Below are 26771 nucleotides of genomic sequence, written 5' to 3'. Positions count from 1 at the left end.
CAGGGAAGGACAACCGAGATGAACGCATCCCTCCCCATGCTGCCCTTCGCCGATCCGGGCGCGGGTTACCGCGCGCTGAAGCCGGAGATCGACGAGGCCGTGGCGCGCGCGCTGGCCTCGGGCTGGTACATCCTCGGCAAGGAGGGCGAGGCCTTCGAGACCGAGTTCGCGGCCTGGCTCGGCAACAAGCCCGGCGCGCCCGCGATGCATGCCGTGGGCTGCGCCAACGGCACGGACGCCATCATGCTCATCCTTCGCGGCATGGGCATCGGCGAGGGCAGCACGGTCGTGACCGTGAGCCACACGGCCGTCGCCACCGTCGCCGCGATCGAGATGGTGGGCGCGACGCCGCTGCTGGTGGACATCGACCCCGACACTTACACGATGGATCCCGACGAGCTGGCCTCCGTGCTGGCCGATCCGCCGCCTGGCCTGCCGCCGATCCGCGCGGTGATCCCCGTGCATATCTATGGCCAGCCGGTCGACCTGGTGCCCATCAAGAACGCCTGCGACGCGGCCGGCGTGGCGCTGATCGAGGATTGCGCGCAGGCGCATGGCGCGGAGCTGGACGGCTGGAAGCTGGGCACCATCGGCCAGGCTGCGGCCTTCAGCCTCTATCCCACCAAGAATCTCGGCGCGTTGGGCGACGGCGGCATCCTCGCGACGCCCGATGCCGAACTGGCGGCGCGGATCGCCGCGATCCGGCAATATGGCTGGAAGCGGCGCTACATCAGCGACCTGCAGGGCGTGAACTCGCGGCTGGACGAGGTCCAGGCGGCGATCCTGCGCGTGAAGCTGCAGCATCTCGACCGCCAGAACGCCCGCCGGCGCGAGATCGCCGACGCCTATGACGCGGCGCTCTCCGGCACCGCGCTGATCCCGCCGGCGCGGCGCGCGGGCGGGCATCACGTCTTCCATCTCTACGTGCTGCGGCATCCGGCGCGCGACGACTTCATGTCGAAGCTGAAGGCCCAGGGCATCGGCACCGGCATCCACTATCCGATGCCGGTGCACACCCAGCCGGCCTATGAGGGCCGCGTGCCGCTCGGCCCGGCCCATTGCGTCGAGACCGCAAGGGCCGCGCAGGAGGTGTTTTCGCTCCCCATGTTCCCCGAGATGACGGACGAGCAGGTCGCCCGGGTCTGCCTGGCGCTGCGGCAGCTCTGACTCCCGTCCTCGTCTTCCCGCTGGCGGCCCTCGCGGAGATCGCGGGGTGCTTCGCCTTCTGGGCCGTGCTGCGGCAGGGGGCGAGCGCGCCGTGGCTGGCGGCGGGCGTCGCCTCGCTCATCCTCTTCGCTTGGCTGCTGACCCTCGCGCCCGGCGACGCGGCGGGGCGGGCCTTCGCTGCCTATGGCGGGGTCTATGTCGCCGCCTCGCTGGCCTGGCTGGTGGCGGTGGAGGGGTTCCGGCCCTCTGCCTGGGATGTGGCGGGCGCGGCCTTGTGCCTGCTCGGCGCGACGGTCATCGTCCTGGGCGCGCTGCGGGGCGCTTGACGTTGTCCGGAGGAATCGCCGCCGGCTGACCTTCCTCCGGCCCGACGCCCGTCGGCGCCGGGGATGCCCTTGCCGGCTACTCGTCGTTCTCGAGCCGGTCGATATCCGCGTCCGAAAGGCCGAAATGATGGCCGATCTCGTGGATCACCACGTTGCGGATCAGGCGGAACAGGTCCTCGCCCGTCTCGATCCACTCCAGCAGGATGGGCTCGCGGAAGAGCAGGATGGTGTCCGGCGAGGCCGGCGCGTCCAGCACGGATTTCTGGGTGAGCGGTGTGCCGCGGTAGAGGCCGGTCAGCTCCCAGGCGCTGTCGAGGCCCATCTCGGCCGCGAGCTCGTCATCGGCCACCTCCTCCACGAGGATGGCGGCGCCGCGCACCAGTTCGCGCAGCTCGGCGGGGATTGCGGCGAAGGCATCCTCCGCCATTTCCAGGATGTCCTCGAGGCTCGGAGGCGTGGTGGGGCGCATGCGCCTGCATGGCACGGGAGGCGTGGATGGTCGAGAAGCTGGATGCGGCGGGGCGCGCGAAGCTGACGGAACTGCCGCAATGGAAGATGGTGGACGGGCGCGATGCGATCCGCCGGGACTTCCGCTTTGCGGACTTCTCCGGCGCCTGGGGCTTCATGGCCCGCGTGGCGCTGCTGGCCGAGGCGCAGGACCACCATCCGGAATGGTCCAACGTCTACAACAAGGTGGAGATCACGCTGTCCACCCATGACGCGGGCGGGCTTTCCGCGCGCGACCTGAAGCTGGCGGCCGCCATCGACCGGCTTGCCTGACGCCCTCGGAGGCCAGGCGGGCCGAGAGGTTGGTTCCCCTCTTGTTCTCTGGCGGCGGCTGCGCGAAAATCGGGCGGATGGACGCCCCCGCCCGCACGCTGGCCACCACGCGCGCCGCCATGCGGTACTGCCTCTCGCGCGCCTGGTCGCCGCTCTGCGAGGTTCCGCTGCCGGATGGACGCCGCGCCGACATCCTGGCCCTGCGTCCCGATGGCGGCTTCGTCATCATCGAGGTGAAGTCCTGCGCGCGGGACTATCTCTGTGACGCCAAGTGGCAGGACTACCGCGGCTTCTCCGACGAGCTGCACTTCGCCGTCGACCTCGACTTCCCTCAGGCCCTGCTGCCCGAGGATGTCGGCCTGATCGTCAGCGACGGCTGGGAGGCCGCGCATATCCGCGAGGCGCCCCGCCACCCTCTGGCCCCCGCCCGGCGCAAGGCGCTGATGCACCGCTTCGCCACGCTGGCCGCCACGCGGCTGGCCGGGCTGGTGGACCCCACCGGCCTGACCGAGCGCCGCGCGGCGCTGCGGCTGGACTGACACGCCGCCCCGGGCGACGATCGCGCCCGGAGGACGCATGATCCTGTACATCTCGCCGGGCAGTCCCTTCGCCCGGATCATCCGCGTGCTCCTGCGCGACCGCGCGCTGCCGGTCGAGGAGGTCGTCGTCCCGCTGCGCGACCCGGCCTCGCCGCTGCTGGAATTCAGCCCGGCCGGCCGCGTCCCCATGCTGCGCGACGGCGCGGATGTGCTGGTGGAGGTGCCGCTCATCCTCGCCCATCTCGGCTGGCTGCCGGCCGATGCCCCCTCGCGCGGCCGCCTCGGCCAGGCGCTCTCGCTGCTGGAGGGCATCGCCGTGTGGAACCGCGACCTCCGCCGCCCGCCGGAGGAGCAGTCTCCGGCATTCCAGGCGCTGGAGCGGAGCCGCGCCACCCGCATCCTGGATGGCATGAATCCCGACGATCACGACCCCTTCGCCCCCGAAGGCGTGGCCCTGGCCTGCGCGCTGGGCTATTGCCAGCGCCGGCACACGGTCTTCCGCTGGCGCGAGGGCAGGGGCACACTCGCCGCCTGGTACGACGCCGCCATCGCACGGCCCGCCTTCCAAGACACCATTCCTCCCCTTTCCGGGATTTGAGAAAAATGCAGAACAGCGAACCCGTCTGGCGCCACGTCGAGGCCAAGCAGGATGCGGCCATCGAGCTCTCCGACCGCGTCTGGGGCATGCCCGAGCTGGCCTATGCCGAGACCCGCTCCGCCGCCGAGCACACGGCCTACCTGAATGCCGAGGGCTTCCGCGTGACGGAAAACCTCGCGGGCATCCCCACCGCCATGATGGGCGAGGCGGGCGAGGACGGCCCGATCATCGCCATCCTGGGCGAGTTCGACGCGCTGCCCGGCCTCTCCAACGAGGCGGGCGTCGCCGAGCACACGCCCGTCCCCGGCGACGGGAACGGCCATGCCTGCGGCCACAACCTGCTGGGCGCGGCCTCGCTGCTCGCCGCCACGGCGGTGAAGGATTATCTCGCCGCCAACGGGATCAAGGGCCGTGTGCGCTACTACGGCTGCCCGGCCGAGGAAGGCGGCGCCGCGAAAGGTTTTCTCGCGCGCGCCGGCTATTTCGATGACGTCGACATCGCCATCTCCTGGCATCCGGCCTCCTTCGCCGGCGTGAACGAGCCCGTCAGCCTCGCCAATACGCGCATCGACTTCACCTTCCACGGCCGCGCCAGCCACGCAGCCGCGTCTCCCCATCTCGGGCGTAGCGCGCTGGATGCGGTCGAACTGATGTCGGTCGGCGTGAACTACCTGCGCGAGCACGTTCCGTCCGAGAGCCGCATCCACTACGCCTATCTCGATGCCGGCGGCGTGGCGCCCAATGTGGTGCAGGCCAAGGCCAAGGTGCGCTACCTGATCCGCGCCTCGGACGTCGCCACGCTGAAGCCGCTGGTCGAGCGGGTGCGCAAGATCGCCGACGGTGCGGCGCTGATGACCGGCACGACGGTGACGACGCAGGTGATCTCCGCCGTCTCCAACCTGCTCGGCAACGACCCGCTCGAGAAGCTGATGCAGGACAATCTCGACCGGCTGGGCCCGCCGCCCTTCGATGCCGCCGACCGCGAGGCCGCGAAAAAATTCCAGGCGACGCTCTCGGCCGAGGACGTTTCGTCGGCCTTCCGCAAGATGGGCATGCCGGTCATCGAGTCCGCGCTGACCGACGCCATCGTGCCGCTGGATTCCAAGCGCGCGCCGATGGTGGGCAGCACCGATGTGGGCGACGTTTCCTGGAAGGTGCCTACGGTGCAGGCGCGCGGCGCCACGCATGCCATCGGCACGCCGCTGCATTCCTGGCAGGCGACGGCGCAGGGCAAGCTGCCGCACGCCCATAAGGGCATGGTGCATGTCGCCAAGGTGATGGCCGGCACGGCGGTGGATGCGCTGGCCAACCCCGCGATCATCGAGGCGGCCAAGGCCGACCACGCGGCGCGCGCGGGCGGGCCCTACCAGTGCCCGCTGCCGGAAGACGCCACGCCGCCGATCGGCATGTCGCTCGCCATCTGAGCCATGCGGATCGTTCGTGACGCGGCCGCACTCGCGGCCGCCGTTTCCGCCTGGCGCGCGGCCGGCGAGCGCGTCGCGCTCGTGCCGACCATGGGCTACCTGCACGAGGGCCACCTGGCCCTCGTCGCGCGCGGGCGGGAGCTGGCGCAGCGGGTGGTCGCGACCATCTTCGTGAACCCCACGCAATTCGCGCCGCATGAGGATCTCGGCCGCTATCCGCGCGACGAGGAAGGCGACATCGCGAAGCTGGAGGGGGCGGGGTGCGACCTGCTCTTCGCGCCCCCGGTGGAGGTGATGTACCCGCCGGGCTTCGCGACGCGCATCGTCATGTCCGGCCCGGCCGAGGGGCTGGAGGGGACGCACCGGCCGCAGATGTTCTCGGGGGTGGCGCTGGTCTGCTCGCGGCTCTTCGGGCTGAGCCGGGCGGATGTGGCGGTCTTCGGCGAGAAGGACTGGCAGCAGGTGATGGTGATCCGCCGCGTGGTGGAGGACCTGGCGATCCCGATCGCGATCGAGACGGTGCCGACGGTGCGGGCGGCGGACGGCTTGGCGCTGTCCTCGCGGAATGCGTACCTGGATGCGGAAGCGCGGCAGAAGGCGGTGGAGTTGTACCGCGTGCTGACGCATGCGGCCGAGCGGCTGAAGGCGGGGGCGACCGCGACGGAGGCTTGTGGGGAGGCGGAGACACGGCTGCGGGAGGCTGGGTTCCGGCAGGTGGACTATGTGGCGCTGCGGAGCGAGCTTGATTTTTCCCAGATGGAGAAAAGGATCGGACCAGCTCGAGCTTTGGGGGCAGCTTGGTTGGGGCAGGTCAGACTAATCGATAATCTGGTAATATAAAACGGGCAGAAAAAGTTTGCTGACTTATTGAAAGTGGCTGTTGATTGACTCCTGATCTCGATCCAGTACAATCTCGATAAAAACGAAAAGTGGGCGGCCACGATTGAAGATGTTTCTTCATCTCGTCGACCTCTGCACGTGGTGCCGTACATTGACGCGACGAAATTATTCGATAGGCGCGAAATTATCAGCGATGTGATCGTCACCTACATTGCAGACGATTATGGTGATTTAAAGCCAAAATTATACTATCTACAACGTGTGGCTAATGAGGACGAAGAAATACCGGTTGGGCAGGTAATCACTCCAACCTAGCCCCCGAAACCTGCACCAACCTCTGCCAAGCCGGCGTCTCCGCCTCGACCAGCGCATTCATCGCCGCCGGCGTCTCGCTCACCACCGTCCCGTAGCCCAGCGGCTTCAGCTTCTCGACAAAATCCGCCTGCCCCGCGATCGTCCGGATCGCCGCGTTCAGCCGGTTCAGATGCTCGGCCGGCGTCCCGCCCGGCGCCATCACCGCGTTCCAGGTCACGACATTGTGCTGGCCCAGCCCGAGATCGGCGAAGTCGCCCATCCCCGGCACGTCCGGCAGGATCGACAGCCGCTCGCGCGAGCTCACGGCCAGCGCCAGAAACTTCCCGCTCCGCACATGCGGCATCAGCGCCGGCATCACGTCGAACATCATGTCGATCGTGCCCGCCAGCGTATCCGTGATGGCCGGCCCGCCGCCGCGATAGGGCACGTGCAGGATCTTCGCATTGGCCGCCGCGTTTATCGCCTCGATATTGATGTGGCTCGAGGTCCCGGTGCCGCTGCTCCCCATCTTCACCTGGTCGGGATGGGCGCGGCTCCACTCCACCAGCTTGCGGAAATCGGTCCAGCCGTTGCGCCGCGCATTCTCGGCGTTCACCACGCACATCAGCGCGCCGTCGGTGATCTGCGAGACGGGGGCGAAGTCGGTACGCGGGTTGAAGGGCAGCCGGCTCGTCATGAAGGGGAAGGCGCAGAGGATGGTGACGCCCAGAAGCCCGATCATCGTGCCGTCCCGGTCGCCCTTGGCAAGGAAGTCGGCGCCGATCATCCCGCCCGCGCCGCCGCGGTTCTCGATGACGACGGGCGCGCCGAGCGGGCCGGCCAGCTTCTCGGCCATGATGCGCCCCAGCAGGTCCACCGCGCCGCCGGGCGGGAAGGGCACCACGAGCCGGACGGGGCGGCCCTGGGCGCGGAGGGAAGGCGCGGCGAAGGCCAGGGGAAGTGCGGATGCCCCAAGAAGCATGCTGCGTCGCAACACCATCGCCGTATCTCCCTTATGATACAGTCATGTTGCAACCTGGCGGGCGGCCTCCGCAAGCCTCACGCGCGAGAGCGCGATGACGTCCAGCGCCGCTTTGGTCAATCGATAGGCAGCCAGCTGCTGCGGTCCCGCCCAGGCAACGGCTGCCACGTCGTCGCCCGGGGTGGCCTGGCCCGCATGCCAATGCGCGCAATAGTCGATGATGGTGTAGTGATAGCGGGGCTTGCCGCGGGCATCGAAGGTCACGGCATCGATCACGTCGGCGAGGTGGAGAGGGCCCGCCTGCAGCCCCGTCTCCTCCAGCAACTCGCGGCGCGCGGCCGCCTGGGTGGTCTCGCCGAGATGCTGCGCGCCGCCGGGCAGCGACCAGGAGCCGACGCGCGGCGGCTTGCCGCGCTGGACCAGCAGCACCTCGTCGCCCCGGAAGAGCACCACGCCGATGCCCACCCAGGGGCGGTTGGGATATTCGCGGTCGTCGCTCATCCCGCGTCCGATCGCGAAGGCGCGCAGCGCCGGAGCGTGAATCGGCCGCGCATCACGCCGCTTCGTCCGATCGCGAAGGCGCGTGGCGCCGCAGCGTGAATCGGCCGCGCATCACGCCGCTTCGTCCGATCGCGAAGGCGCGTGGCGCCGCAGCGTGAATCGGCCGCGCATCAGGTCGCTCGGCCGTTCACCTGGGCGCGGCGGGCGCCGCCGGATCGACGTCCGGGTCGGTCTGGGGCGGCGCCGGGGGCAGGAGGTCCGCGAGACTGGGGATCATCGCCTTCTCCTTCCAGATGCCGAGCTGATAGGCCCAGCCGTCCCACCGCGCCTGGAGCGCGCGGGCCTCGTCGCTGTCGCCTTCGGCGCGCAGCTTCACCCAGAGCACCTGCCCGTCGCGCTGCGGCCAGGCGGTGATGGTGAGGCCGTCGGTATAGGCGAAGCGCGTCTCGCCGAGCGCCTCGCCGGGCGCCTCGGCGGCGCGGCGCACCTCGAGGAAGGTGAGCATGTCGAAGCTGCGGGCGACCTCGTCGAGCGAGGTGCGGTCCGCGACCGGGTGATCCTCCGGCGTCACGATCTCCAGCGGCGCGTCCACCTCGCCGGCACGGGCCAGCACCAGCGGGCTCTCGCCGGAGCGGGCGATCTCGGCGCGGCGCAGGCGGTCGGGCGCCAGCGCCGCGATGTCGCGGTTGATCCAGAGCTGCGGGTCGGCATCGGTGATCATCCGCCCCTCGGCGAGCCAAGACTTCGGCTCGGACGGGCGGCGCACATAGATGGATTCCGGCACGTCGCCCTGGGTGCGGACGCGGCGGCGGCCGAGGATCAGCTCGGCGATCACGCCGCCCTGGCCGTCCAGCACGCGAAGCTTTGCGGCGGTGCTGCCCTCGCGCTGCGGGTCGTCCACGCCGATCTCCGCCTGGCGCGCGGGGTCGGAGGTGCGCTCCTCGACGAGGCGCAGCTCGGTGAGGCCGGTCAGCAGCTCGCGGACGCGCTCGCCGCGGGCCGGGTAGCCGCCGGCCTGCTCGATGCGCCAGCGGTCGCCGTCGCGGGCGAGCGTGGTGGCCTGGCCATGGCGGGTGAGCTCGATCCTGCGGGCCTCCGCCAGCCGGGGCGCGAGGCCCGGGAAGGCGAGGGTGCCGGGGACGAAGACGCCCTCGGCCTCGTTCTGCGGCTCGATGAGATAGGCGGCGCCGAGGGTGGCGATGGCCGCCCCGCCCAGCAGCAGCAGTCCACGGCGCCCGATCATGCGCGGGCCGCCGCGCGGCGGCGGCTCCTCACCACGGCGAGGGTGACCGCGAAGAGGGTGAGCAGGATCGGGACGAAGGCGATGTTGAAGACGCGAAGCCAGAATTCCAGCGTCTCGATGTCGCGCCGGAGCTCCAGCTGCACGCCGCGCAGCTGGCGGCGTGTGGCCGCGATCTCCTCACGGGCGCGGTCGATCTCGGCGCGCTGCTCGGGGGTGATGACCGTCTGGTTGGTGTTGCGGGCGCCCTCGCCCCCGGTGCCCTGCCGCAGCTCGCGCAGGCGCCGCTCGGTGGCGGTCAGGCGCTCGGTCAGCTGCTGCTCGGACTGGCGGAACTGCGCGTCGGCCTGGCGGCGGATATTGTCCACCAGCTCGAAGGGCCGCTGGCCCTCGCCGCGCGAGCGCAGGCTGATCATGGCGTCGGAGCCGGCCAGCGTGTCGGCCAGGTTGGAGACGAAGCTGCCATTGCCCGAGAAGGGCGAGGCCACCTGCTGGCCGAAGAAATCCTGCACGCGGACCCAGAAGCGGTCCTCCAGGATGTCCGCGTCGTTGGCGACGACGAGATTGGCCGGGCCTTCGGTCGCCGCGCGATGCGCGGGGAAGTCGGCCGGGCGCTCCTGGCCCTCGGCGACGGGCGGCGGCCCCTCGGGGAAGGCGCTGCGCAGGTTGCCGCGGATGCGGGCGGCGATGACCCGGCGGTGCCCGTCGGCGCGGAAGTCGGCGAGGATGCGGGTGGGCGAGGGCTCGGTCCGCACCTTGGCCGCATCCACCAGCATGGATTGCGCCGAGCTGGTCAGCAGCGGGATGAACTCGATTCCCGACCCCTCGCGGGCGCTGAGGAAGCCCGCGGAGGCCACCGTCACCTGCTCGATCTGCGCGGTCGCGATCTCGGTGCGGTTGACGCTGTCGCCCTGGAGGTTGAACCAGGCGATGTAGTCCACGGCCTGGACGCGGTCCTGCGGACCAGCCCGGACGCGCCAGGCGCCACGCAGGTCGAGCACCACCTGGTCGGAGGGCGCCTCGACGCCCCAGGCGTTCAGCAGCCGCGGCAGCGAGGAGGCGGTGTCCGTCGGCGGGCGGCCGCCGGGGGCGGGGCGCGTGGCCTGCATCTCGCTGTGCGGGTCCACCATCAGGAACAGCTTGCCGCCGCGCATGACGAACTGATCGACGGCGTATTGCGCCGCGTCGGACAGGCCCTGCGGATGGGCGAGCAGCAGGATCTGCACCTCGGCCGGGATCACCTGGACGTCCATCGCGACGTCCTGGACGGTGAAGCTTTCCCGCAGCTGGCGGAGGATCACCTGGGGCTGGGCGAGCTGCGGCTGGCGCATCATCATGGCGCGCGGATCGCCGTTCAGCGGCAGCGGCGACATGACGCCGATGACCGGGCGCGTCGGGTTCGAGAGCTCGAAGACCAGGCGGGTGAGGTCGGCCTCCAGGAAGCGCTCGCGGTCCGACTGGAAGAAGGGGATGTTGCGCTCCTCATCCGTCAGGTTCGAGGCCGCGAGGCCGAAATAGACCTTCTCGCCGCCCTGATCGACGGGCACGCCCTGCAGGCCGAGGGCCATGGCGCGGTCCTCGACGTCGGAGAAGGGCTCGGGGTCGAAGAACTCCAGCCGGATCCTGCCGCCCGAGGCCGCGACGTATTCGCGCAGCATCTCGCGCACGCGCTCGGCATAGGTGCCGTATTGCGGGACCTCGCTGCCCAGCTTGCGCGAGTAGAAGAGCCGGAAGGTGATGGGGTCCTGCAGGCCGGACAGCACCTGCCGCGTGCCGGGCGAGAGCGTGTAGAGGCGCTGCTGCGTGAGGTCGACGCGGGCGGCGAAGAGCGTCCGGTCGGCCAGCAGGTTCACGCCGACGGCGAGCGCCAGGGCCAGCAATACGCCGAGGGTCGAATAGGCGAGGCGACGGTTCCGCATGGGATCAATCCGCCTTCTTGTGTTCGAGGATCACCGCATTCAGGAAGAGCCAGAAGGCGATGAAGCTGGCGAAGAAGATGAAGTCGCGCGCCGAGATCACGCCGCGGGTGAAGCCGGCGAAGCGCTCGTTGACCGAGAGGCCGCGCGCCACATCCGCCATCACGGGCAGGTTGGCCGAGAGGAACTCGGTCACCACGGGCGAGCCCGCGGCCGCGAAGAGGAAGCAGGCGGCGACGGCGAGGACGAAGGCGATCACCTGGTTGCGCGTCAGGGCCGAGATGGCGGTGCCGATCGCGAGATAGGCGCCGGCCACCAGCAGGCAGCCCAGATAGCCGGTCAGCACCACGCCATTGTCCGGCTGGCCCAGGACGTTGATGGTGATCCAGAGCGGGAAGGTCAGGGCCAGGGCCACGGCGCAGAAGGCCCAGGCGGCCAGGAACTTTCCGACCACGGCCTGGCCGGGGGTGATGGGCAGGGTCAGCAGCAGCTCGATGGTGCCCAGCCGCCGCTCCTCGGCCCAGAGCCGCATGGTCAGCGCGGGCACCAGGAAGAGGAAGAGCCAGGGGACGAAGCTGAAGAAGGGGATCAGGTCCGCCTGGCCGCGCGTGAAGAAGCCGCCGAGGGTGAAGGTCAGCGCACCGGTCAGGACCAGGAAGATCACGATGAAGACGGTGGCGACGGGCGTCGCGAAATAGGCGGCGAATTCGCGCCGCGCGACGATCATGGCAGCCTTCATGCCGCTTCTCCCAGCGTCAGGGACCGGAAGACGTCGTCCATGCTCCGGCCGTCCGCCACCAGCGCGGCGGGGGTGGAATCGGCCAGGACCCTGCCGCGGGCGATGACGATGGCCCGGGTGCAGACGGCGGCCACCTCCTCGAGGATATGGGTCGAGATGATGATGGCCTTGTCCGGCGCCATCTCGCGGATCAGCTCGCGCACCTCGTGCTTCTGGTTGGGGTCGAGGCCGTCGGTCGGCTCGTCCAGCACCAGCACGGGGGGCGAGTGCAGCAGCGCCTGGGCGAGGCCGACGCGGCGCTTGAAGCCCTTGGACAAGGTCTCGATCGGCTGGAGCCGCACGCCCTCCAGCTGCGTCCGGGTCATGGCAGTGGCGACCCGGTCGTCCTTCTCGGCGCCGCGGAAGCCGCGGATGCGGGCGCAGAAGGCGAGAAAGTCGATCACCGACATCTCGGGATAGGTGGGCGCGCCTTCCGGCAGGAAGCCGAGCTCCCGCTTGGCCGGGACCGGGCTGTCCACGATGTCGTGGCCGCAGATGCGGGCGGTGCCGTCGGTCGGCGGCATGAAGCCGGCCAGCATGCGCATGGTGGTCGACTTTCCGGCGCCGTTGGGGCCGAGGAAGCCCACCACCTCGCCTCGGGCCACCGAGAAGCTGACATGGTCCACGGCGGTGAAGCTGCCGAATCGCTTCGTCAGCCCCTCGATCTCGATGAGTGCGGTCAATCCAGATCTCCCAATCCGTCCGCCGGTTTAACCCAGGGGGCGCGGGTTTCAAGTCATCGTCGGGCTCATCCGGCGGCCAGGATGGCCACGGCGTCGGCCTTGTCGAAGAGGTGGAGCAGGCTGCGGGCCGCCATTCCGCGCGGGGAGGTGAGGTCCGGGTCGCGCTGGAGGAGGACTTCCGCATCCTGCGCGCCCATCTCGATCAGGTCGTGCTGGCGGCGTTCGGCCGCCGAGTCCTCCTCGCCGCGCAGGCCCAGGCGGAACTGGACCTGGCCGGCCTGGCGGGTGCCCAGCGCCTCGCCGCCGCCGCGCAGGCGCAAATCCTCCTCGGCGATGACGAAGCCGTCCTCCGTGTCGCGCAGGATGAGAAGGCGCTCCTTTTCCTTCTCCGAGAGCTGCTCCGAATGCACCAGCAGGCAGGAGGAGGGCTTCTTGCCGCGCCCGACCCGGCCCCGGAGCTGGTGGAGCGCCGAAAGGCCGAAGCGCTCGGCCTGCTCGATCAGGATGATGGTGGCCTCCGGCACGTCCACGCCGACCTCGATGACGGTGGTCGCCACCAGGATCTGCGTCCGGCCCGCGGCGAAGTCGGACAGCGCGGCCTCGCGCAGCTCCACGTCCAGCTCCCCATGGGCGAGGCCGACCTTGCCCGGGAAGCGCTCCGACAGCTCGGCGAAACGGGTCTCGGCCGCGATGCTGTCGTCGTGATCGCCGCCCGTGATGGCGCGGACCACCCAATAGGCGCGCTCGCCGCGGTCGATGGCCGCCGCCATCCGGGCGGTGATCTCCTCCAGCCGGGCGCCGCTGGCGATGCGGGTGGCGATGGGCTGCCGGCCCGCCGGCTTCTGCGAGATGCGGCTCACCTGCATCTCGCCCCATTGGGTGAGCTGGAGCGTGCGCGGGATGGGGGTGGCGGTCATGACCAGCATGTCCACCTGCTCGCCCTTGCGGGAGAGCTCCAGCCGCTGGGCCACGCCGAAGCGGTGCTGCTCGTCCACCACGGCGAGGCCGAGGTCGCGGAACTCGACCGCCTCCTGGAAGAGGGCGTGGGTGCCGATGGCGATGGGGATGGAGCCGTCCGCGAAGCCGGCCAGGACGCGACGGCGCTCGGCGCCCTTCACGCTGCCGGCCAGCAGCGCCACCGGCACCGGGCACAACTTCTCCAGCGTGCGGGCGTGCTGGCGGGCGAGGATTTCGGTGGGCGCCATGAGCGCCGCCTGGGCCCCGGCCTCCACGGCCTGGAGCATGGCGAGCACCGCCACCAGCGTCTTGCCCGAGCCGACATCGCCCTGGAGCAGGCGCAGCATGCGATGGGGCGCGGCGAGGTCGGCCTCGATCTCGACCAGGGTCCGGGCCTGGTCGGCGGTGGGCGGGAAGCCGAAGGCGGCCAGGGCCTGCCGCCGCAGGCTGCCATCGCCGGTCAGCGAGCGGCCGGGCGCGTCGCGGCGGCGGCGTCGCAGCAGGCCGAGGGCGATCTGGCCCGCCAGGATCTCGTCATAGGCCAGCCGCTCCCAGGGCTTTTCCGTCGCGCGGGCCGCGGGCGCGTGCAGCGCGCGCAGGGCCTCGGCGAAGGCCGGCCATTGCTCGCGCGCCATCAGGGGGCCGTCGTGCCATTCCGGGAGATCGGGCAGGCGGGCCAGCGCGGCCTTCATGGCCGGCGCCATATGGCCGCGCGCCAGGCCTTCGGTGAGGGTCCAGACTGCCTCCAGCAGCGGCAGGGCTTCCTCCTCCGCCGCCACGTCCGGGCTGATGCAGGACCAGGCCTCCCCCTCGGGCCGGATGCGGCCGGAGATGTAGCGGGCCTCGCCGCGGGGCAGCAGGCGCTCGATCCAGCCGAGGTTCGACTGCATGAAGCGCAGCGTGACCTCCTCCTGCGTTCGCACCTCGATGTAGCGGCGCGCCGCCCGGCTCATCGCGGAGCGGAAGGAGATCGGCGTCACGCGCAGGACCGAATCGACCTCCGGCGCCGCCTCGGAGGGATGCGCGATCCGCCGGCGCTCGGCCACGCGGTCGGGCAGGTGGAAGAGCAGGTCCAGCACGCGCGCGCCGCCGCAGGCCCTTTCCAGCAGCAGGGCCCGCTTGGGACCGACGCCGGGAAGGGAATCAAGGGGTTCGAACAGTCCCGAGAGGCTGACAGTCTGGCTCACGCGGGCCTATATGCCACCCGTGACGATTCCTGACGAAGCCCCTGGGGACGCCGAGACCCTCCCGCCCCGCCAGCGGCGCATGCTGTTCCGCGCGCTGCATCGCGGCACCAAGGAGTGCGACCTGATGCTCGGCGGCTTCGTGCGCCGGAACATCGCGGACTTCTCCGGGCCGGAACTGGCCGAGCTCGAACGCATCCTGGAGATGCCGGACGTGGACCTGACTGACTGGCTCTCCGGCCGCCGCCCGGTGCCGGAGGAGGCGAGGGGACCGTTGCTGGACCGCATCATAAGTGCCGCGGGCGAGCCCGGCTCCGGCATGCCGGACGAGATCCGATGAGCCCAGGCCTCGACGTCTACGGCGCTCCTGAGGGCTATGACGCCCTTCTCATCCGTCAGCGCCGGGCCGAGAGCCAGGAGCCGGTTCTCCATGTCTGCCGCGACGATGCCCGCATGGCGCGCCTCGCCGACGCGCTCGGCTTCTTCATGCCCGAGGCCGAGATCCTGCGCCTGCCGGCCTGGGACTGCCTGCCCTATGACCGCGTTTCGCCCAACCCGGAACTCGTGGCCGAGCGCGTCGCCACCCTCGCCGAGCTGACCGACAAGCCGACCAGGCCGCGCATCGTGCTGACCACGGTGAACGCCCTGGTGCAGAAGGTGCCGCCCCGCACGGCCTTCCAGGGCTCGGCGCTGCTGCTGCGCAAGGGCGGGCGCGCCGAGATCGACGACATCGCGCGTTTCCTCGACTCCAACGGCTACAACCGCACCGGCACCGTCATGGAGCCGGGGGAATACGCCGTGCGCGGCGGCATCCTGGACCTCTTCCCCTCCGGCGAGAGCGAGCCCATGCGGCTCGACCTCTTCGGAGACGAGATCGAGAGCATCCGGCGGCTCGACACCGGCACGCAGCGCAGCGGCGCCGCGCTGGAGCGGCTGACCCTGCGCCCCGTGGGGGAGGTCTTCCTCGACCCGCCCTCGATCGAGGGCTTCCGGGCGCAGTACCGCGAGCTCTTCGGCAATGCGGCCGCCGAGGACCCGCTCTACGTCTCGATCAGCGCGGGGCGGCGGCATCCGGGCATGGAGCACTGGGCCGGGCTCTTCCACGACCATATGGAAACCCTGCTCGACTACCTGCCGGGCGCCTCGGTGAGCCTGGACGCGCAGGCGCAGGACGCGCTGGCCGCGCGTCTCGAGATGATCGAGGACCATTACGAGGCCCGCCGCATCCCGGCCCGGATCAGCGAGGGCGAGGTGCCTTACCGCCCGGCGCCGCCCAGGCTGCTCTACCTGGACCAGGCCGGATGGGACGGCATGCTGGCCGGCGGCAAGCGCCTGAATTTCTCGCCCTTCCACAAGCCCGAGGGCGCGGCGGGGTACGATGCCGGCGGCCGTGCCGGGCGCCTCTTCACCGAGATCCGCCAAGCGGGCGAGAACCTCTTCTCCGCCTTCGGCGCCCATGCCGAGACCGAGCGCGGGCGGGGCCGGCAGCCCATGCTCGCCGCCTGGACGCGCGGCTCGCGCGAGCGGCTGGTCACGCTGCTGCGCGAGAACCGCGTCGCCGCCGAGCCGGTGGAGGATTTCTACGCCTTCCAGAAGCTGACGCCCGGCACGGTCGGCGTCGGCATCCTCGGGCTGGAGCGCGGCTTCACCGCCGAGCACCTTTCCATCACCGCCGAGCAGGACCTGCTGGGCGAGCGCATCGCCCGCCCGCCGCGCCGCAAGAAGCGCGCCGACCAGTTCATCGCTGACGCCACCCAGATCGAGGTGGGCGACCTGCTGGTCCATCAGGATCACGGCATCGGGCGCTATGACGGCCTCGCCACCCTCGAGGTGAGCGGCGCGCCGCACGACTGCCTGCGGATGATCTATGACGGCGGCGACAAGCTTTTCGTCCCCGTCGAGAACATCGAGATCCTCTCGCGCTTCGGCAGCGAGACGGCGGGCGTCGCGCTGGACAAGCTCGGCGGCGCCTCCTGGCAGGCGCGCAAGTCCAAGGCCAAGCAGCGCATCGCCGACATGGCCTCGGCCCTCATCCGCATCGCGGCCGAGCGTCAGACGCGGGAGGCGCCGATCATGGCGCCGCCCGAGGGAACCTGGGACGAGTTCTGCTCGCGCTTCCCCTATGTCGAGACCGACGACCAGTCGCGCGCCATCGCCGACGTGCTGGAGGATCTCGCGGCCGGCAAGCCGATGGACCGGCTCATCTGCGGCGACGTGGGCTTCGGCAAGACCGAGGTCGCGCTGCGCGCCGCCTTCACCGTCGCCATGGCCGGGGTGCAGGTGGCCGTGGTCGTGCCCACGACGCTGCTCGCGCGCCAGCATCACCGCACCTTCACCGCGCGCTTCGCCGGAATGCCGGTGAAGGTGGCGCAGCTCTCGCGCATGGTGACCGGCAAGGAGGCGGCCGCCGTGAAGGCCGGCCTCGCCGATGGCTCGATCGACATCGTGGTCGGCACCCATGCGCTGCTGGGCAAGACGATCCAGTTCGCCGATCTCGGCCTGGTCATCGTGGACGAGGAGCAGCATTTCGGCGTGAAGCACAAGGAACGCCTGAAGGATCTCCAGGCCGGCGTCCATGTGCTGACGCTCACCGCCACGCCCATCCCGCGCACCTTGCAGATGGCGCTCTCCGGCGTGCGCGAGATGAGCGTGATCGCGACCCCGCCGGTGGACCGCCTGGCCGTCCGCACCTTCATCATGCCCTGGGACAGCCTCGTCCTGCGCGAGGCCGTCCAGCGCGAGCGCTTCCGCGGCGGCCAGATCTTCTGCGTGGTGCCGCGCATCGAGGACATGCAGCGCATGGCCGAGCGGCTGGTCGAGATCGCGCCCGAGGCGCGCGTGGTCCAGGCCCATGGCCGCCTCGCGCCCACCGAACTCGAGCAGGTCATGACCGAGTTCGGCGACGGCAAGTACGACATCCTGCTGGCGACCAATATCGTCGAGAGCGGGCTCGACATGCCGGCCGTGAACACGCTGTTCATTCACCGGGCCGACATGTTCGGCCTGGGACAGCTCTACCAGCTGCGCGGGCGCGTGGGGCGCGGCAAGCAGCGCGGCTATGCCTATCTGACCTGGCCGCCGCATCATCGCCTCTCGCCCACGGCGCAGAAGCGGCTGGAGGTGATGCAGACGCTGGACAACCTCGGCGCCGGCTTCACCCTGGCGAGCCACGACCTCGACATCCGCGGTGCGGGCAACCTGCTGGGCGAGGAGCAGTCGGGCCAGATCCGCGAGGTGGGCATCGAGCTCTACCAGGAGATGCTGGAGGAGGCCGTGGCCGATCTCCGCGCCGGCTCGCGCAAGCATCGCGAGGCGGAGGGCAGCTTCACCCCGCAGATCAATCTCGGCCTACCGGTGCTGATCCCCGAGAGCTACGTGGCGGAGCTGCCGGTGCGGCTCGGCCTTTACCGGCGCATCGGCGCGCTGGTGACGGATGCCGAGGTGGAGGCGATCGCGGCCGAGCTGGCCGATCGCTTCGGCCCCATCCCGGTCGAGACCGAGAACCTGCTCCAGGTGGTCGCGCTCAAGCTGCAATGCCGCGCGGCGGGGGTGGAGAAGGTGGATGCCGGGCCCAAGGGCGTGGTGATCGCCTTCCACAAGAACCGCTTCGCCAATCCGGCGGGGCTGGTGGCCTGGGTCGCGAGCCAAAAGGGCCTCGTCTCGCTGCGCCCCGACCACAAGCTGGCGCTGCTGCGCGAGCTGCCCTTCGAGGCGCGCGTGAAGGCCGCGCGCGGGCTGGTGGCGAAGCTTCTGGAAGTGGCGATGCAGGCCCAGGCGGCCTGATCGTCCGGGGCCAGGGCCCGGGGCCGGCGCGCCCCGCCCGGCTCCTCAGAACCCGATGCCGAACCGCAGCCCCACCGTGTTCAGCCCCTCGTTGGACCGCGACAGCCCGCCATTGGACAGGTGGTCGATGAACAGCGCCGCCGAGTGGCGCGCGTCGAACTGGTAGCCGATCTCGCCGCCCCCGCGGAACAGCAGGCTGCTCCCCAGGGCCTTGCGATCCGCCAGCATCGTGTTCCGCAGCCCGTCGTGCACGGCGCCGCCGCCGAAGATGTCGAAACGGATCGCGTCGCCCGGGCGGAAGACGTCCCGGGCGAGGGCCATGCTCCAGGTCGCGCCGAAATAGCCGGAGCTGGTGTTGCCTGCGGTATTGGCGGTGAAGCCGAGATGCGGGCGCGGCGTGGCCAGCCAGCGCCAGGCCGGCGGGAGGCTCTCCGCCCAGGCGCGGGGCAGCGGCGTGACGAAGAGCAACTCGCCATTGACGTTGACGCCGCTCTCGCGCCCGTGCGCGAGCCAGGCGGGATCGTGCCAGGTCAGGCCGCCGCGCGCCTCACTGAGCCAGGTCGCGGCCGTCCCGCCGGCATGCATCCGGGGAAGGGCCTCCTGGGACCGGGCGGGGAGGGGGGTGAGGGCCAGGGCTGAAAGGACAGGGGCGATGAGCACCCGGCGCCGACGGCCCGGGCGAAAAGCATGATGCGGACGACCCACTGCGGAGACCTCGCGAATCTGCGTTTGAGACCGAGCGGTCACAATGAGGTCTTTCGCTGTGCTGGCAAGAAACTTCTGTCGGATCGGCGTGAATTAAGTCAGCGGGGCTGCCGCGCTCAGAAGGCGAGGGCGACCTCGATCAGCCGTTCCAGCACCTCCGGCTCCTGCGCGCCGGCGATGGCGTGCTCGCCCTCGACCAGGAAGCAGGGCACGCCGTTGATGCCGAGCCGGTGGGCGCGGAGGTTCTCCAGATGCACCCATTCCATCTCGCCGGGCCCGGCGAGGAAGCGCAGCGCGGCCGCGGCGTCGAAGCCCTGCTCGCCGGCCAGGGCGGCCAGCGTGGCGTGGCTGCCGATGTCCAGCCCCTCGCAGAAATAGGCGGAGAAGATCCGTTCCACGAGCAGGTCCACATTGTCCTGCCGGGCGGCCCAGCGCAGCAGCCGGTGCGCGTCGAGGCTGGCGGGAATCCGGCGCACCATGTCGAAGCGGAAGTGGATGCCCTCGGCCCGGCCGAGATCGGCGATGGTGCCGTGGAGGCGCCGCGCCCGGTCCTCGCCGCCGAATTTCCGGGTGAGCCAGTCCTGCCGGGGGATGCCGCCCGGCGCGATCTCGGGGTTCAGCAGGAAGGGCCGCCATTGAAGGTCGGGCTGGATGTCGTGCCGGCCGGCCAGGACGCGCATGAGCCGCCGGATGCCGAGATAGCACCAGGGGCAGACGAGGTCGAAGACGACCTCGATGGAGAGTCGCGGCCGGGGTGGTACGAGGACGTTCACATCCGCATTGTAGCGAGAACCGCTTCCGGGCAAAGGTCAGAAGATGGAATCCAAGGAACAGCTGGCGCGGGTGGCCGCCCTCCTCGCCGCGGCGGCCCTCGCGGCGGGCTGCTTCTTCGTCCTGAAGCCCTTCCTCTCCTCCCTGCTCTGGGCGGTGATCCTGGTCTTCTGCACCTGGCCCGCCTACCGCGCGCTGACGGACCGGCTGAAGCTGGGCCCCAACACGGCCGCTCTGATCATGGTGGTGGTCGAGTTCCTGGTGATCGGTCTGCCCCTGGTCTTCGCGACGCCCGTGAACCGGGAGGACATCGATGGCATCCGCAACTGGATCGAGCGCGTCTTCACCGAGGGCCTGCCGGACCTTTCGGGCGTCTTCCTCGCGATCCCCTTCGTCGGCGCGTATCTGAACGACTGGTGGCAGGCGCTGGCGGGCGACACCTCGCGGCTGGTGTCGGTGTTCCGCCCCTATGCGGGGACGATCGCCCAGGCGGCGCTGGCGGTGCTGCTGGCGCTTCTCTCGGGCATCGCCGAGATGCTGATCGCCATCCTGCTGGCCTTCTTCATCTACCGGGACGGCGCCGCGATCGCGAGGAGCGCCTATGCGCTGCTCCAGCAGGTCGCGGGCAAGCGCGCCGCGCGGCTCTGGGAACTGACGGGCAATGTGACGCGCGGCGTGGTCTTCGGGCTGCTGGGCACCGCCGTGGTGCAGGGCTTCATGACCTTCCTCGGCCTCTGGATCGCGGGCGTGCCGCAGCCCGTGCTGCTGGGCCTGATCGCGGGCGTGATCTCCATCCTGCCGGTGGGCGCGCCGCTGGTCTGGCTGCCGGCCGCGATCTGGCTGATGGCCTCGGGCAGCATCGGCTGGGGCATCTTCATGCTGATCTACGGCGCGGCCGGCATCTCCTCGGTCGACAATTTCATCCGGCCCTGGCTGATCGCGCGCGGCGCCGACCTGCCGCTGCTGCTGACCATCCTGGGGGCACTAGGCGGCGTCTTCGCCTTCGGGATCCTGGGTCTGTTCCTGGGCCCGGTCCTGCTGGCCATCGGCTACTCGCTCCTCAAGGAATGGGCCGCGGGCCCTCGCGAGGAGGCTTCCACCGAGCCCCCGCAGACCGTATAGCGAAAGTCGGCCGGGCGTCCTTCCGGGTCGGGAGACAGTATAAAATGCGACCATTGCGGGGCGCGGCCAGGGCCGTGGCGCTCTCGGGATTGTGTGCAGAAATGGCCGTGGCGCCGACCTTGCGGTGGGCATCCAGGGCCGTGCCCGACGTCATGGACCGCATCGCCGGCCCCGGCGCGGCCTTCTGGCCGGCTTCCGTCAGGCGGCGACGCATTGAAAACGCATAGCCGGACGCCCGACTGATGTTCTCCTTCATCGTCTCCCGAATCCTCCAGGCGCTGCCGGTGATGTTCGTGGTCTCGCTCATCTCCTTCGCCATGTTCGCCTATGTGGGCGATCCGGTGGCCATCATGCTGGGGCAGGACTTCACCGAGGCGCAGCGGGCCGCGCTGGTCCGCGACCTCGGCCTGGACGAGCCCTTCTTCGTGCAGTTCGCGAAGTTCATCGGCAATGCGGTGCAGGGCGAGTTCGGCCTCTCCTACCGCCTCTCGCGCCCGGTGGCGGAGCTGATCGCCGAGCGCGCGCCGGCCACGCTGGAGCTGGCGCTCTGCGCCGCCTTCATCTCGCTCTGCGTCGGCGTGCCGATGGGCATCTACACCGGCCTTTTCCGCCATTCCTGGCTGAGCCGCTTCCTGCTGACCTTCAGCCTGATCGGCGTCTCGCTGCCGACCTTCCTCATCGGCATCCTGCTCATCCTCGTCTTCAGCGTCTGGCTCGGATGGCTGCCGAGCTTCGGGCGCGGCGACGTGGTGCGGATCGGCTGGTGGAGCTCGGGCTTCCTGACGGTCTCCGGCCTCAAGGCCTTGATCCTGCCGGCGATCACGCTGGGGCTGCTCCAGCTGACCCTCATCATGCGCCTGGTGCGCAGCGAGATGATGGAGGTGCTGCGGACCGACTACATCAAGTTCGCCCGCGCCCGCGGCCTGCCCAACCGGGCCATCTATTTCGGCCATGCGCTGAAGAACACGCTGGTGCCGGTGATCACCATCGCTGGTCTCCAGCTCGGCTCCATCATCGCCTTCGCCATCGTCACCGAGACGGTGTTCCAGTGGCCGGGGATGGGGCTGCTCTTCATCCAGAGCGTGGGCGCAGCCGACATCCCGGTCATGGCGGCCTATCTCATGATGATCGCGGCCGTCTTCGTCACCATCAACCTGGTCGTGGACCTGCTCTACTACGCGGTGGACCCCCGATTGCGCGTGGGCCGGGGGAGGGGCCACTGATGACACCCCACGAAACCGCTTCGCGCTTCCGCGGGGGCCGCTTCCGATGAAGGCCTTCTTCGATTCCGACATCTGGTGGAGCTTCCGGAGCTCGCCCGTCACGGTGATCTCCGCGATCGTCGCGGCCGTCTGCGTCTTCGGCGCGATGCTGGCCTCCGTGATCGCACCGCATAATCCCTTCGACCTCGCCTCCCTCCAGCTGATGGACGCCTTCAAGCCGCCCTCCTGGGAGGCGGAAGGCGACCCCGTCTACGTCCTCGGCACGGACGACCAGGGCCGGGACATGCTCTCGGCCATCATGTACGGCGCGCGCGTCTCGCTGATGGTGGGCTTCTGCGCCGTCGTCTTCTCGACGGTGGTCGGCGTCACCGTGGGGCTGGTGGCGGGCTATATGGGCGGCAAGGTGGATTCGCTGCTGATGCGCATCGCCGACATCCAGCTCACCTTCCCCTCCATCCTGGTGGCGCTGCTGGTGGACGGCGTGGTCCGCGCCGCGGTCCCGCGCGAAGTGCATGACCAGATCGCGCTCTTCGTCGTGATCTTCGCGATCGGTGTTTCCAACTGGCCGCAATTCGCCCGAACGGTGCGCGGCTCGACGCTGGTGGAGCGCAACAAGGAATATGTGCAGGCGGCCCGGGTGATCGGGCTCTCGCCGCTGCGGATCATGCGCAGCCACGTGCTGCCCAACGTGATGTCGCCGGTGCTGGTGATCGCGACGCTGAACCTCAGCTTCGCGATCCTCTCGGAGGCGACGCTCTCCTTCCTCGGCGTCGGCGTGCCGCCGACCCAGCCCTCGCTCGGCACGCTCATCCGCATCGGCAACGACTTCCTGTTCAGCGGCGAGTGGTGGATCGCGATCTTCCCGGGCATCGCGCTGATCGTGATGGTGCTCTCCGTCAACCTGCTGGGCGACTGGTTGCGCGACGCCCTCAATCCGAAGCTGCGCTGACATGAGCCTGCTGCAAGTGAAGAACCTGCGCGTGGAGTTTCCCACGCGCCGCGGCACGCTGGTGGCGCTGGACGACGTCTCCTTCGAGATCGCCCCGGGCGAGGTGCTCGGGGTGGTCGGAGAAAGCGGCGCGGGAAAATCGATGACGGGCGCGGCCATCATCGGCCTGCTGGAGCCGCCCGGCCGCATCGCCTCCGGCCAGGTCCTGCTGGAAGGCCGGCGCATCGACAACCTGCCCTATGAGAAGATGCGCCGCATCCGCGGCCGTGAGATCGGCGCCATCTTCCAGGATCCGCTGACCACGCTCAACCCGCTCTACACCATCGGCCGGCAGCTGGTGGAGACGATCACCACGCACCTGCCCGTCGGCCCCGGCGAGGCGCGCGAGAAGGCGATCGGCTGGTTGGAACTCGTCGGCATCCCCGCCGCGCGCGAGCGCATCGACAGCTACCCGCATGAATTCTCCGGCGGGATGCGGCAGCGCGTGGTGATCGCGCTCGCGCTCTGCGCCGAGCCCAAGCTCATCGTCGCCGACGAGCCGACGACGGCGCTCGACGTCTCCATCCAGGCGCAGGTCATCGCCATGCTGAAGACGCTGGCCCGCGAGAAGGGCACGGCCATGATGCTGGTGACCCACGACATGGGCGTGATCGCCGAGACCGCCGATCGCGTCGCCGTCATGTATGCCGGCCGGATCAGCGAGATTGGCCCGGTGCGCGAGCTGGTGCGCCATGCGCGGCATCCCTATTCGCAGGGCCTGATGGGCTCCATACCGCCGCTGGACCGGCGCGTGGAGCGGCTGACGCAGATCGACGGCGCCATGCCGCGGCTCTCGGCCATTCCGCGCGGCTGCGCCTTCAACCCGCGCTGCCCGAAGGTCTTCGACCGCTGCCTGGTCGAGCGGCCGGAGCTGCTGGATGCGGGCACCACGCGCGCCTCCTGCTGGCTCTATGCCGAGGGAGGCGCGGCATGAGAGCCGCTGCAGGATCCGGCGCCACCCCGATGCTGGAAGCCCAGGACATCGCCCGGCACTTCGACGTCTCGAAGCCCGTGCTGCAAAGGCTGATCGCGCGCGAGGGGCGCCGGACGCTCCGCGCCGTGGACGGTCTCTCCTTCGACATCCCGAAGGGCACCACGCTCAGCCTCGTGGGTGAGTCCGGCTGCGGGAAGTCCACCGTCGCGCGGCTCGTCGTCGGCCTCTACGGCACCACCCGCGGCACCGTGCTCTTCGACGGGCAGGACCTCTCGCAGGCGCGCGCGGATTCCACCCAGCGCAGCCGCATGCAGATGATCTTCCAGGATCCCTATGCCTCGCTGAACCCGCGCTGGCGGGTGGTGGACATCGTGGCCGAGCCGATCCGCGCCTTCGGCCTGCTGAAGGACCGCAAGGCCATCCTGGCCCGCGTGGGCGAACTGCTGACCCAGGTGGGCCTCTCGCCGCTGGATGGGCAGAAATACCCGCATGAATTCTCCGGTGGGCAGCGGCAGCGCATCTCCATCGCGCGGGCGCTCAGCTCCAACCCGGAGTTCCTGGTCTGCGACGAGCCGACCTCGGCGCTGGACGTCTCGGTCCAGGCGCAGATCCTGAACCTGATGAAGGAGCTGCAGCAGCGCCTGGGACTCACCTACCTCTTCATCAGCCACAACCTCGCCGTGGTGCGCCAGGTCAGCGACCGCATCGGCGTGATGTACCTGGGCAAGCTGGTGGAGCTCGCGCCGGCCGAATCTCTCTTCGAGCGGCCGCGCCATCCTTATACGCGCGCCCTGATGGAGGCGATTCCGGATCTGGAGATGACCGGGCGCCAACGCATTCCCGTGGGCGGCGAGGTGCCGAGCCCGATCTCGCCGCCGCCCGGCTGCACCTTCCACCCTCGCTGCCCGCTCGCCAACGCGCGCTGCCGCGTCGAGGTGCCGGTGATGAAGCCCGCGCTGGACGCCATGGTGGCATGCCACGCCGTGGAGGAAGGGCGGGGCTGAGGCGATGGCCGCGCTCTGACGCCACGGCGGGTCGACACGGCATGGCACCCTGGCCTATCCCTCCGCTCAAGCGGGCGACACCCCGCAACGGAGGATGACCAATGAAACGCCGTGATCTGGCGCGAGGCCTCGTCGCCGCGCCGTTCCTGTCCACGATTGCCACCGCGCAGAGCGCCTGGAACCCCGACCGCCCCGTGCGATTCGTCGTGGGCTTCGCCGCCGGGGGCAGCACCGACACCTCCGGGCGCGTGATTGCCGAGGCGATCAGCGGCGCTTTGGGGCAGCCCGTCGTGGTGGAGAACCGCGTCGGCGCCTCGGGCAATATCGGCTCGGAATTCGTCGCCCGCAGCGCGCCCGACGGCCACACCTTCGTGGTCGCCTCGGTCGGCACGCATGCGACGAACCAGTTCCTGTTCCGGAACATGGGCTTCCACGTCGTCCGTGACTTCACGCCCGTCTCCCTGGTGCTGACGAGCGGCGCCCTGATGGGCGTGCATCCCTCCGTTCCCGCGCGGACGGTGCAGGAGCTCATCGCCCATGCGAAGGCCAATCCGGGCAAGCTGAATATGGGCACCAGCGGCCCGGGGAGCACGCAGCACTTCGCGGGCGCGCTCTTCGAGCAGAAGGCGGGCGTCCAGTTCACCCATGTGCCCTATCGCGGCGGCGCGCCGGCGATGGCGGATCTCATCGCCGGGCGCCTCGACGTCATCTTCGCGCCCATGCCGGAGATCCTGCCCTTCGTGCGGACCGGGCAGGTGCGGGCGCTGGGCGTCACGCGGCCGGAGCGGATGCCGAGCGTGCCCGACATGCCGCCCATCGCGGAGACCGTGCCCGGCTACGACTTCAGCGGCTGGATCGGCATCTTCGGCCCGCCGAACCTGCCGCAGCCGATCGTCCAGCGCGTCTCGACGGCGATCGCCGAGGCCGTCGCCCGGCCCGAGACGCGGGCGCGGCTGGAACAGCTGGGCTATATCCCCGTCGGCGGCACCGCCCAGGCGCTTGCGGAGCGCCAGCGCCTCGACTTCGCGCAGATGGAGGAACTGGTCCGCCTGACCGGCGCGACCGCCGACTGACGCGCGCCCAGATCCTTGCGGCGCGAAGGCGCCGCAAGGCCGGGCGGCACGGGCCTCAGCGCCGGTTGATGCAGGCGCCGGCGTCCTGCGCCGCCATCCCCGTCTTGAACGACTGCACGCGCTGGGCACTGCTCCCATGCGTGAAGCTCTCCGGCACCACCTGGCCGCGCCCGCCGCGCGACTGCAGCCGGTCGTCGCCCACCGCCGCCGCGGCGCCCATGCCCTCCTCGATGTCGCCCTGCTCCAGGATGTTGCGCATCTCCTGCGCGCGCCGCGCCCAGAAGCCGGCCAGGCAGTCCGCCATCAGCTCGGTGCGCACGGAGACCGCATTGGCGTCCCGTTGGCTGGACTGCTGCTGCGCCTGCTGGCTGCGCGCGAGGATGCCGAGCAGGTTCTGCACGTGGTGCCCCACCTCGTGCGCGATGACATAGGCCTGCGCGAAGTCGCCAGGGGCGCCGAGCCGCTGCTGCATCTCGCGGAAGAAGGAGAGGTCGAGGTACACGCGCTGGTCGGCAGGGCAATAGAAGGGCCCCATCGCGGATTGGGCCGCGCCGCAGCCCGACTGCACCGCGCCCGAGAAGAGCACGAGCCGCGGCGCCTGGTACCGTCGGCCCGAGCGGGCGAACTCCGCGGTCCAGACGTCCTCGGTGCTGGCCAGCACGCGGCTGACGAAGCGGGCGGCCTCGTCCGACTGAGGCGCAGCCGGCCCGCGCGCCTGCTGCTGGGGCTGCTGCTGCTGGTAGCCGGGCGAGGGCGCTCCGCCGCCTTCCAGCCCGCCCAGGATGACGCTCGGATCAACGCCGAAGAGCAGCGAGATGACGACCACCGCCACCAGGCCGAAGCCGCCAATTCCCCCGGCCCGGCCGATGGGAAAGCCGCCCCGGCCGCCTCCTCCGAAACCTCCGCCGCGGCGGTCCTCGAGATTCGCGCTCTCGCGCTCGTTGTCCATCCGCACGCCA

Annotated in this window: 26 protein-coding genes; 15 read left to right on the top strand and 11 right to left on the bottom strand. The window is 70.3% G+C overall.

The genetic code is table 11. The features are described from left to right. Positions 1-18: 18 nt before the first annotated feature. Complete coding sequence (locus EJV46_RS16800) at positions 19-1167, top strand: DegT/DnrJ/EryC1/StrS aminotransferase family protein (protein WP_240782609.1); 1149 nt, start codon at positions 19-21, stop codon at positions 1165-1167. Continuing rightward, positions 1059-1493: a YnfA family protein gene (locus EJV46_RS16795; RefSeq protein ID WP_370323095.1), complete on the top strand. Its 435-nt coding sequence runs from the start codon at positions 1059-1061 to the stop codon at positions 1491-1493. The genes EJV46_RS16800 and EJV46_RS16795 overlap by 109 nt, the downstream gene beginning before the upstream one ends. 76 nt (positions 1494-1569) lie before the next feature. Here the strand turns inward: EJV46_RS16795 and EJV46_RS16790 are convergent, their stop codons facing one another. Beyond that, positions 1570-1962, bottom strand: coding sequence for a metallopeptidase family protein (locus EJV46_RS16790; protein ID WP_131549860.1), 393 nt, complete (start codon positions 1960-1962; stop codon positions 1570-1572). Between the two features lie 26 nt (positions 1963-1988). Between EJV46_RS16790 and EJV46_RS16785 the strand changes: the two genes are divergently transcribed. The 5 genes from EJV46_RS16785 (at position 1989) to panC (ending at position 5674) form a co-directional block, all read left to right on the top strand. Then, complete coding sequence (locus EJV46_RS16785) at positions 1989-2273, top strand: 4a-hydroxytetrahydrobiopterin dehydratase (protein ID WP_131550135.1); 285 nt, start codon at positions 1989-1991, stop codon at positions 2271-2273. 77 nt (positions 2274-2350) lie between these two features. Then, positions 2351-2812 (top strand): MmcB family DNA repair protein, encoded by a 462-nt coding sequence (locus tag EJV46_RS16780; RefSeq protein WP_131549859.1) that lies wholly within the window; start codon positions 2351-2353, stop codon positions 2810-2812. A gap of 37 nt (positions 2813-2849) precedes the next feature. Then, complete coding sequence (locus EJV46_RS16775) at positions 2850-3410, top strand: glutathione S-transferase family protein (protein WP_131549858.1); 561 nt, start codon at positions 2850-2852, stop codon at positions 3408-3410. Between the two features lie 5 nt (positions 3411-3415). Further along, positions 3416-4834 carry a M20 family metallopeptidase gene (locus tag EJV46_RS16770; protein ID WP_131549857.1) on the top strand — a complete coding sequence of 473 codons (1419 nt, stop codon included), beginning with the start codon at positions 3416-3418 and terminating at the stop codon, positions 4832-4834. 3 nt (positions 4835-4837) lie between these two features. Next, on the top strand, positions 4838-5674 hold the full coding sequence (gene panC, locus EJV46_RS16765) for a pantoate--beta-alanine ligase (protein ID WP_131549856.1): 837 nt from the start codon (positions 4838-4840) through the stop codon (positions 5672-5674). 301 nt (positions 5675-5975) lie between these two features. On the opposite strand, the gene EJV46_RS16760 is transcribed toward panC, so the two are convergent. From EJV46_RS16760 to recG, 7 genes are all read right to left on the bottom strand, one after another. Further along, positions 5976-6968, bottom strand: coding sequence for a tripartite tricarboxylate transporter substrate binding protein (locus EJV46_RS16760; protein ID WP_131549855.1), 993 nt, complete (start codon positions 6966-6968; stop codon positions 5976-5978). Positions 6969-6992: 24 nt separating this feature from the next. Next, a complete protein-coding gene (locus tag EJV46_RS16755) occupies positions 6993-7451 on the bottom strand; it encodes an NUDIX hydrolase (protein ID WP_240782608.1) in 459 nt (152 codons plus the stop codon). A 187-nt stretch (positions 7452-7638) separates the two neighbouring features. Further along, positions 7639-8694, bottom strand: coding sequence for a DUF4340 domain-containing protein (locus EJV46_RS16750; protein ID WP_240782607.1), 1056 nt, complete (start codon positions 8692-8694; stop codon positions 7639-7641). After that, positions 8691-10610 carry a Gldg family protein gene (locus EJV46_RS16745; protein WP_131549854.1) on the bottom strand — a complete coding sequence of 640 codons (1920 nt, stop codon included), beginning with the start codon at positions 10608-10610 and terminating at the stop codon, positions 8691-8693. Before EJV46_RS16745 ends, EJV46_RS16750 begins: the two co-directional genes overlap by 4 nt. A 4-nt stretch (positions 10611-10614) precedes the next feature. Then, on the bottom strand, positions 10615-11346 hold the full coding sequence (locus EJV46_RS16740; RefSeq protein WP_131549853.1) for an ABC transporter permease subunit: 732 nt from the start codon (positions 11344-11346) through the stop codon (positions 10615-10617). After that, positions 11343-12068, bottom strand: a complete 726-nt coding sequence (locus EJV46_RS16735) for an ABC transporter ATP-binding protein (protein ID WP_131549852.1) — start codon at positions 12066-12068, stop codon at positions 11343-11345. Before EJV46_RS16735 ends, EJV46_RS16740 begins: the two co-directional genes overlap by 4 nt. Positions 12069-12133: 65 nt before the next feature. Beyond that, positions 12134-14212: an ATP-dependent DNA helicase RecG gene (recG, locus tag EJV46_RS16730; protein ID WP_131549851.1), complete on the bottom strand. Its 2079-nt coding sequence runs from the start codon at positions 14210-14212 to the stop codon at positions 12134-12136. 19 nt (positions 14213-14231) lie between these two features. Here recG and EJV46_RS16725 point away from each other — a divergent pair, with 19 nt between their 5' ends. Next, entirely contained in the window at positions 14232-14549 is a 318-nt protein-coding gene (locus EJV46_RS16725; RefSeq protein ID WP_240782606.1) for a succinate dehydrogenase assembly factor 2, read from the top strand. After that, positions 14546-17992 (top strand): transcription-repair coupling factor, encoded by a 3447-nt coding sequence (gene mfd / locus EJV46_RS16720; protein ID WP_131549849.1) that lies wholly within the window; start codon positions 14546-14548, stop codon positions 17990-17992. Before EJV46_RS16725 ends, mfd begins: the two co-directional genes overlap by 4 nt. A 45-nt stretch (positions 17993-18037) precedes the next feature. Here mfd and EJV46_RS16715 read toward each other — a convergent pair whose 3' ends face one another. Further along, positions 18038-18577 (bottom strand): acyloxyacyl hydrolase, encoded by a 540-nt coding sequence (locus EJV46_RS16715; RefSeq protein ID WP_131549848.1) that lies wholly within the window; start codon positions 18575-18577, stop codon positions 18038-18040. A gap of 236 nt (positions 18578-18813) precedes the next feature. Then, entirely contained in the window at positions 18814-19470 is a 657-nt protein-coding gene (locus EJV46_RS16710) for a DsbA family oxidoreductase (protein WP_131549847.1), read from the bottom strand. A gap of 43 nt (positions 19471-19513) precedes the next feature. Here EJV46_RS16710 and EJV46_RS16705 point away from each other — a divergent pair, with 43 nt between their 5' ends. The 6 genes from EJV46_RS16705 to EJV46_RS16680 all read left to right on the top strand — a co-directional run bounded on the left by EJV46_RS16705 (position 19514) and on the right by EJV46_RS16680 (position 25812). Then, entirely contained in the window at positions 19514-20590 is a 1077-nt protein-coding gene (locus tag EJV46_RS16705; RefSeq protein ID WP_131549846.1) for an AI-2E family transporter, read from the top strand. 242 nt (positions 20591-20832) lie between these two features. Next, on the top strand, positions 20833-21813 hold the full coding sequence (locus EJV46_RS16700) for an ABC transporter permease (RefSeq protein WP_131549845.1): 981 nt from the start codon (positions 20833-20835) through the stop codon (positions 21811-21813). 46 nt (positions 21814-21859) lie between these two features. Beyond that, positions 21860-22762 (top strand): ABC transporter permease, encoded by a 903-nt coding sequence (locus EJV46_RS16695; RefSeq protein ID WP_131549844.1) that lies wholly within the window; start codon positions 21860-21862, stop codon positions 22760-22762. A 1-nt stretch (position 22763) separates the two neighbouring features. Then, the gene (locus EJV46_RS16690; protein WP_131549843.1) at positions 22764-23735 is read left to right on the top strand and encodes an ABC transporter ATP-binding protein; all 972 of its coding nucleotides are present in this window, start codon (positions 22764-22766) and stop codon (positions 23733-23735) included. Next, positions 23732-24739, top strand: coding sequence for an ABC transporter ATP-binding protein (locus EJV46_RS16685; RefSeq protein WP_131549842.1), 1008 nt, complete (start codon positions 23732-23734; stop codon positions 24737-24739). The genes EJV46_RS16690 and EJV46_RS16685 overlap by 4 nt, the downstream gene beginning before the upstream one ends. A 101-nt stretch (positions 24740-24840) precedes the next feature. Beyond that, on the top strand, positions 24841-25812 hold the full coding sequence (locus EJV46_RS16680; protein WP_131549841.1) for a tripartite tricarboxylate transporter substrate binding protein: 972 nt from the start codon (positions 24841-24843) through the stop codon (positions 25810-25812). Between the two features lie 55 nt (positions 25813-25867). Here EJV46_RS16680 and EJV46_RS16675 read toward each other — a convergent pair whose 3' ends face one another. Continuing rightward, positions 25868-26761, bottom strand: coding sequence for a neutral zinc metallopeptidase (locus tag EJV46_RS16675; RefSeq protein ID WP_240782635.1), 894 nt, complete (start codon positions 26759-26761; stop codon positions 25868-25870). Positions 26762-26771: the final 10 nt, after the last annotated feature.

The organism is Roseococcus sp. SYP-B2431 (assembly GCF_004336745.1).
GTDB lineage: Bacteria > Pseudomonadota > Alphaproteobacteria > Acetobacterales > Acetobacteraceae > Roseococcus.
The sequence above is the reverse complement of the archived record's forward strand: the minus strand, read 5'-3'. Positions and strand labels throughout refer to the sequence as shown.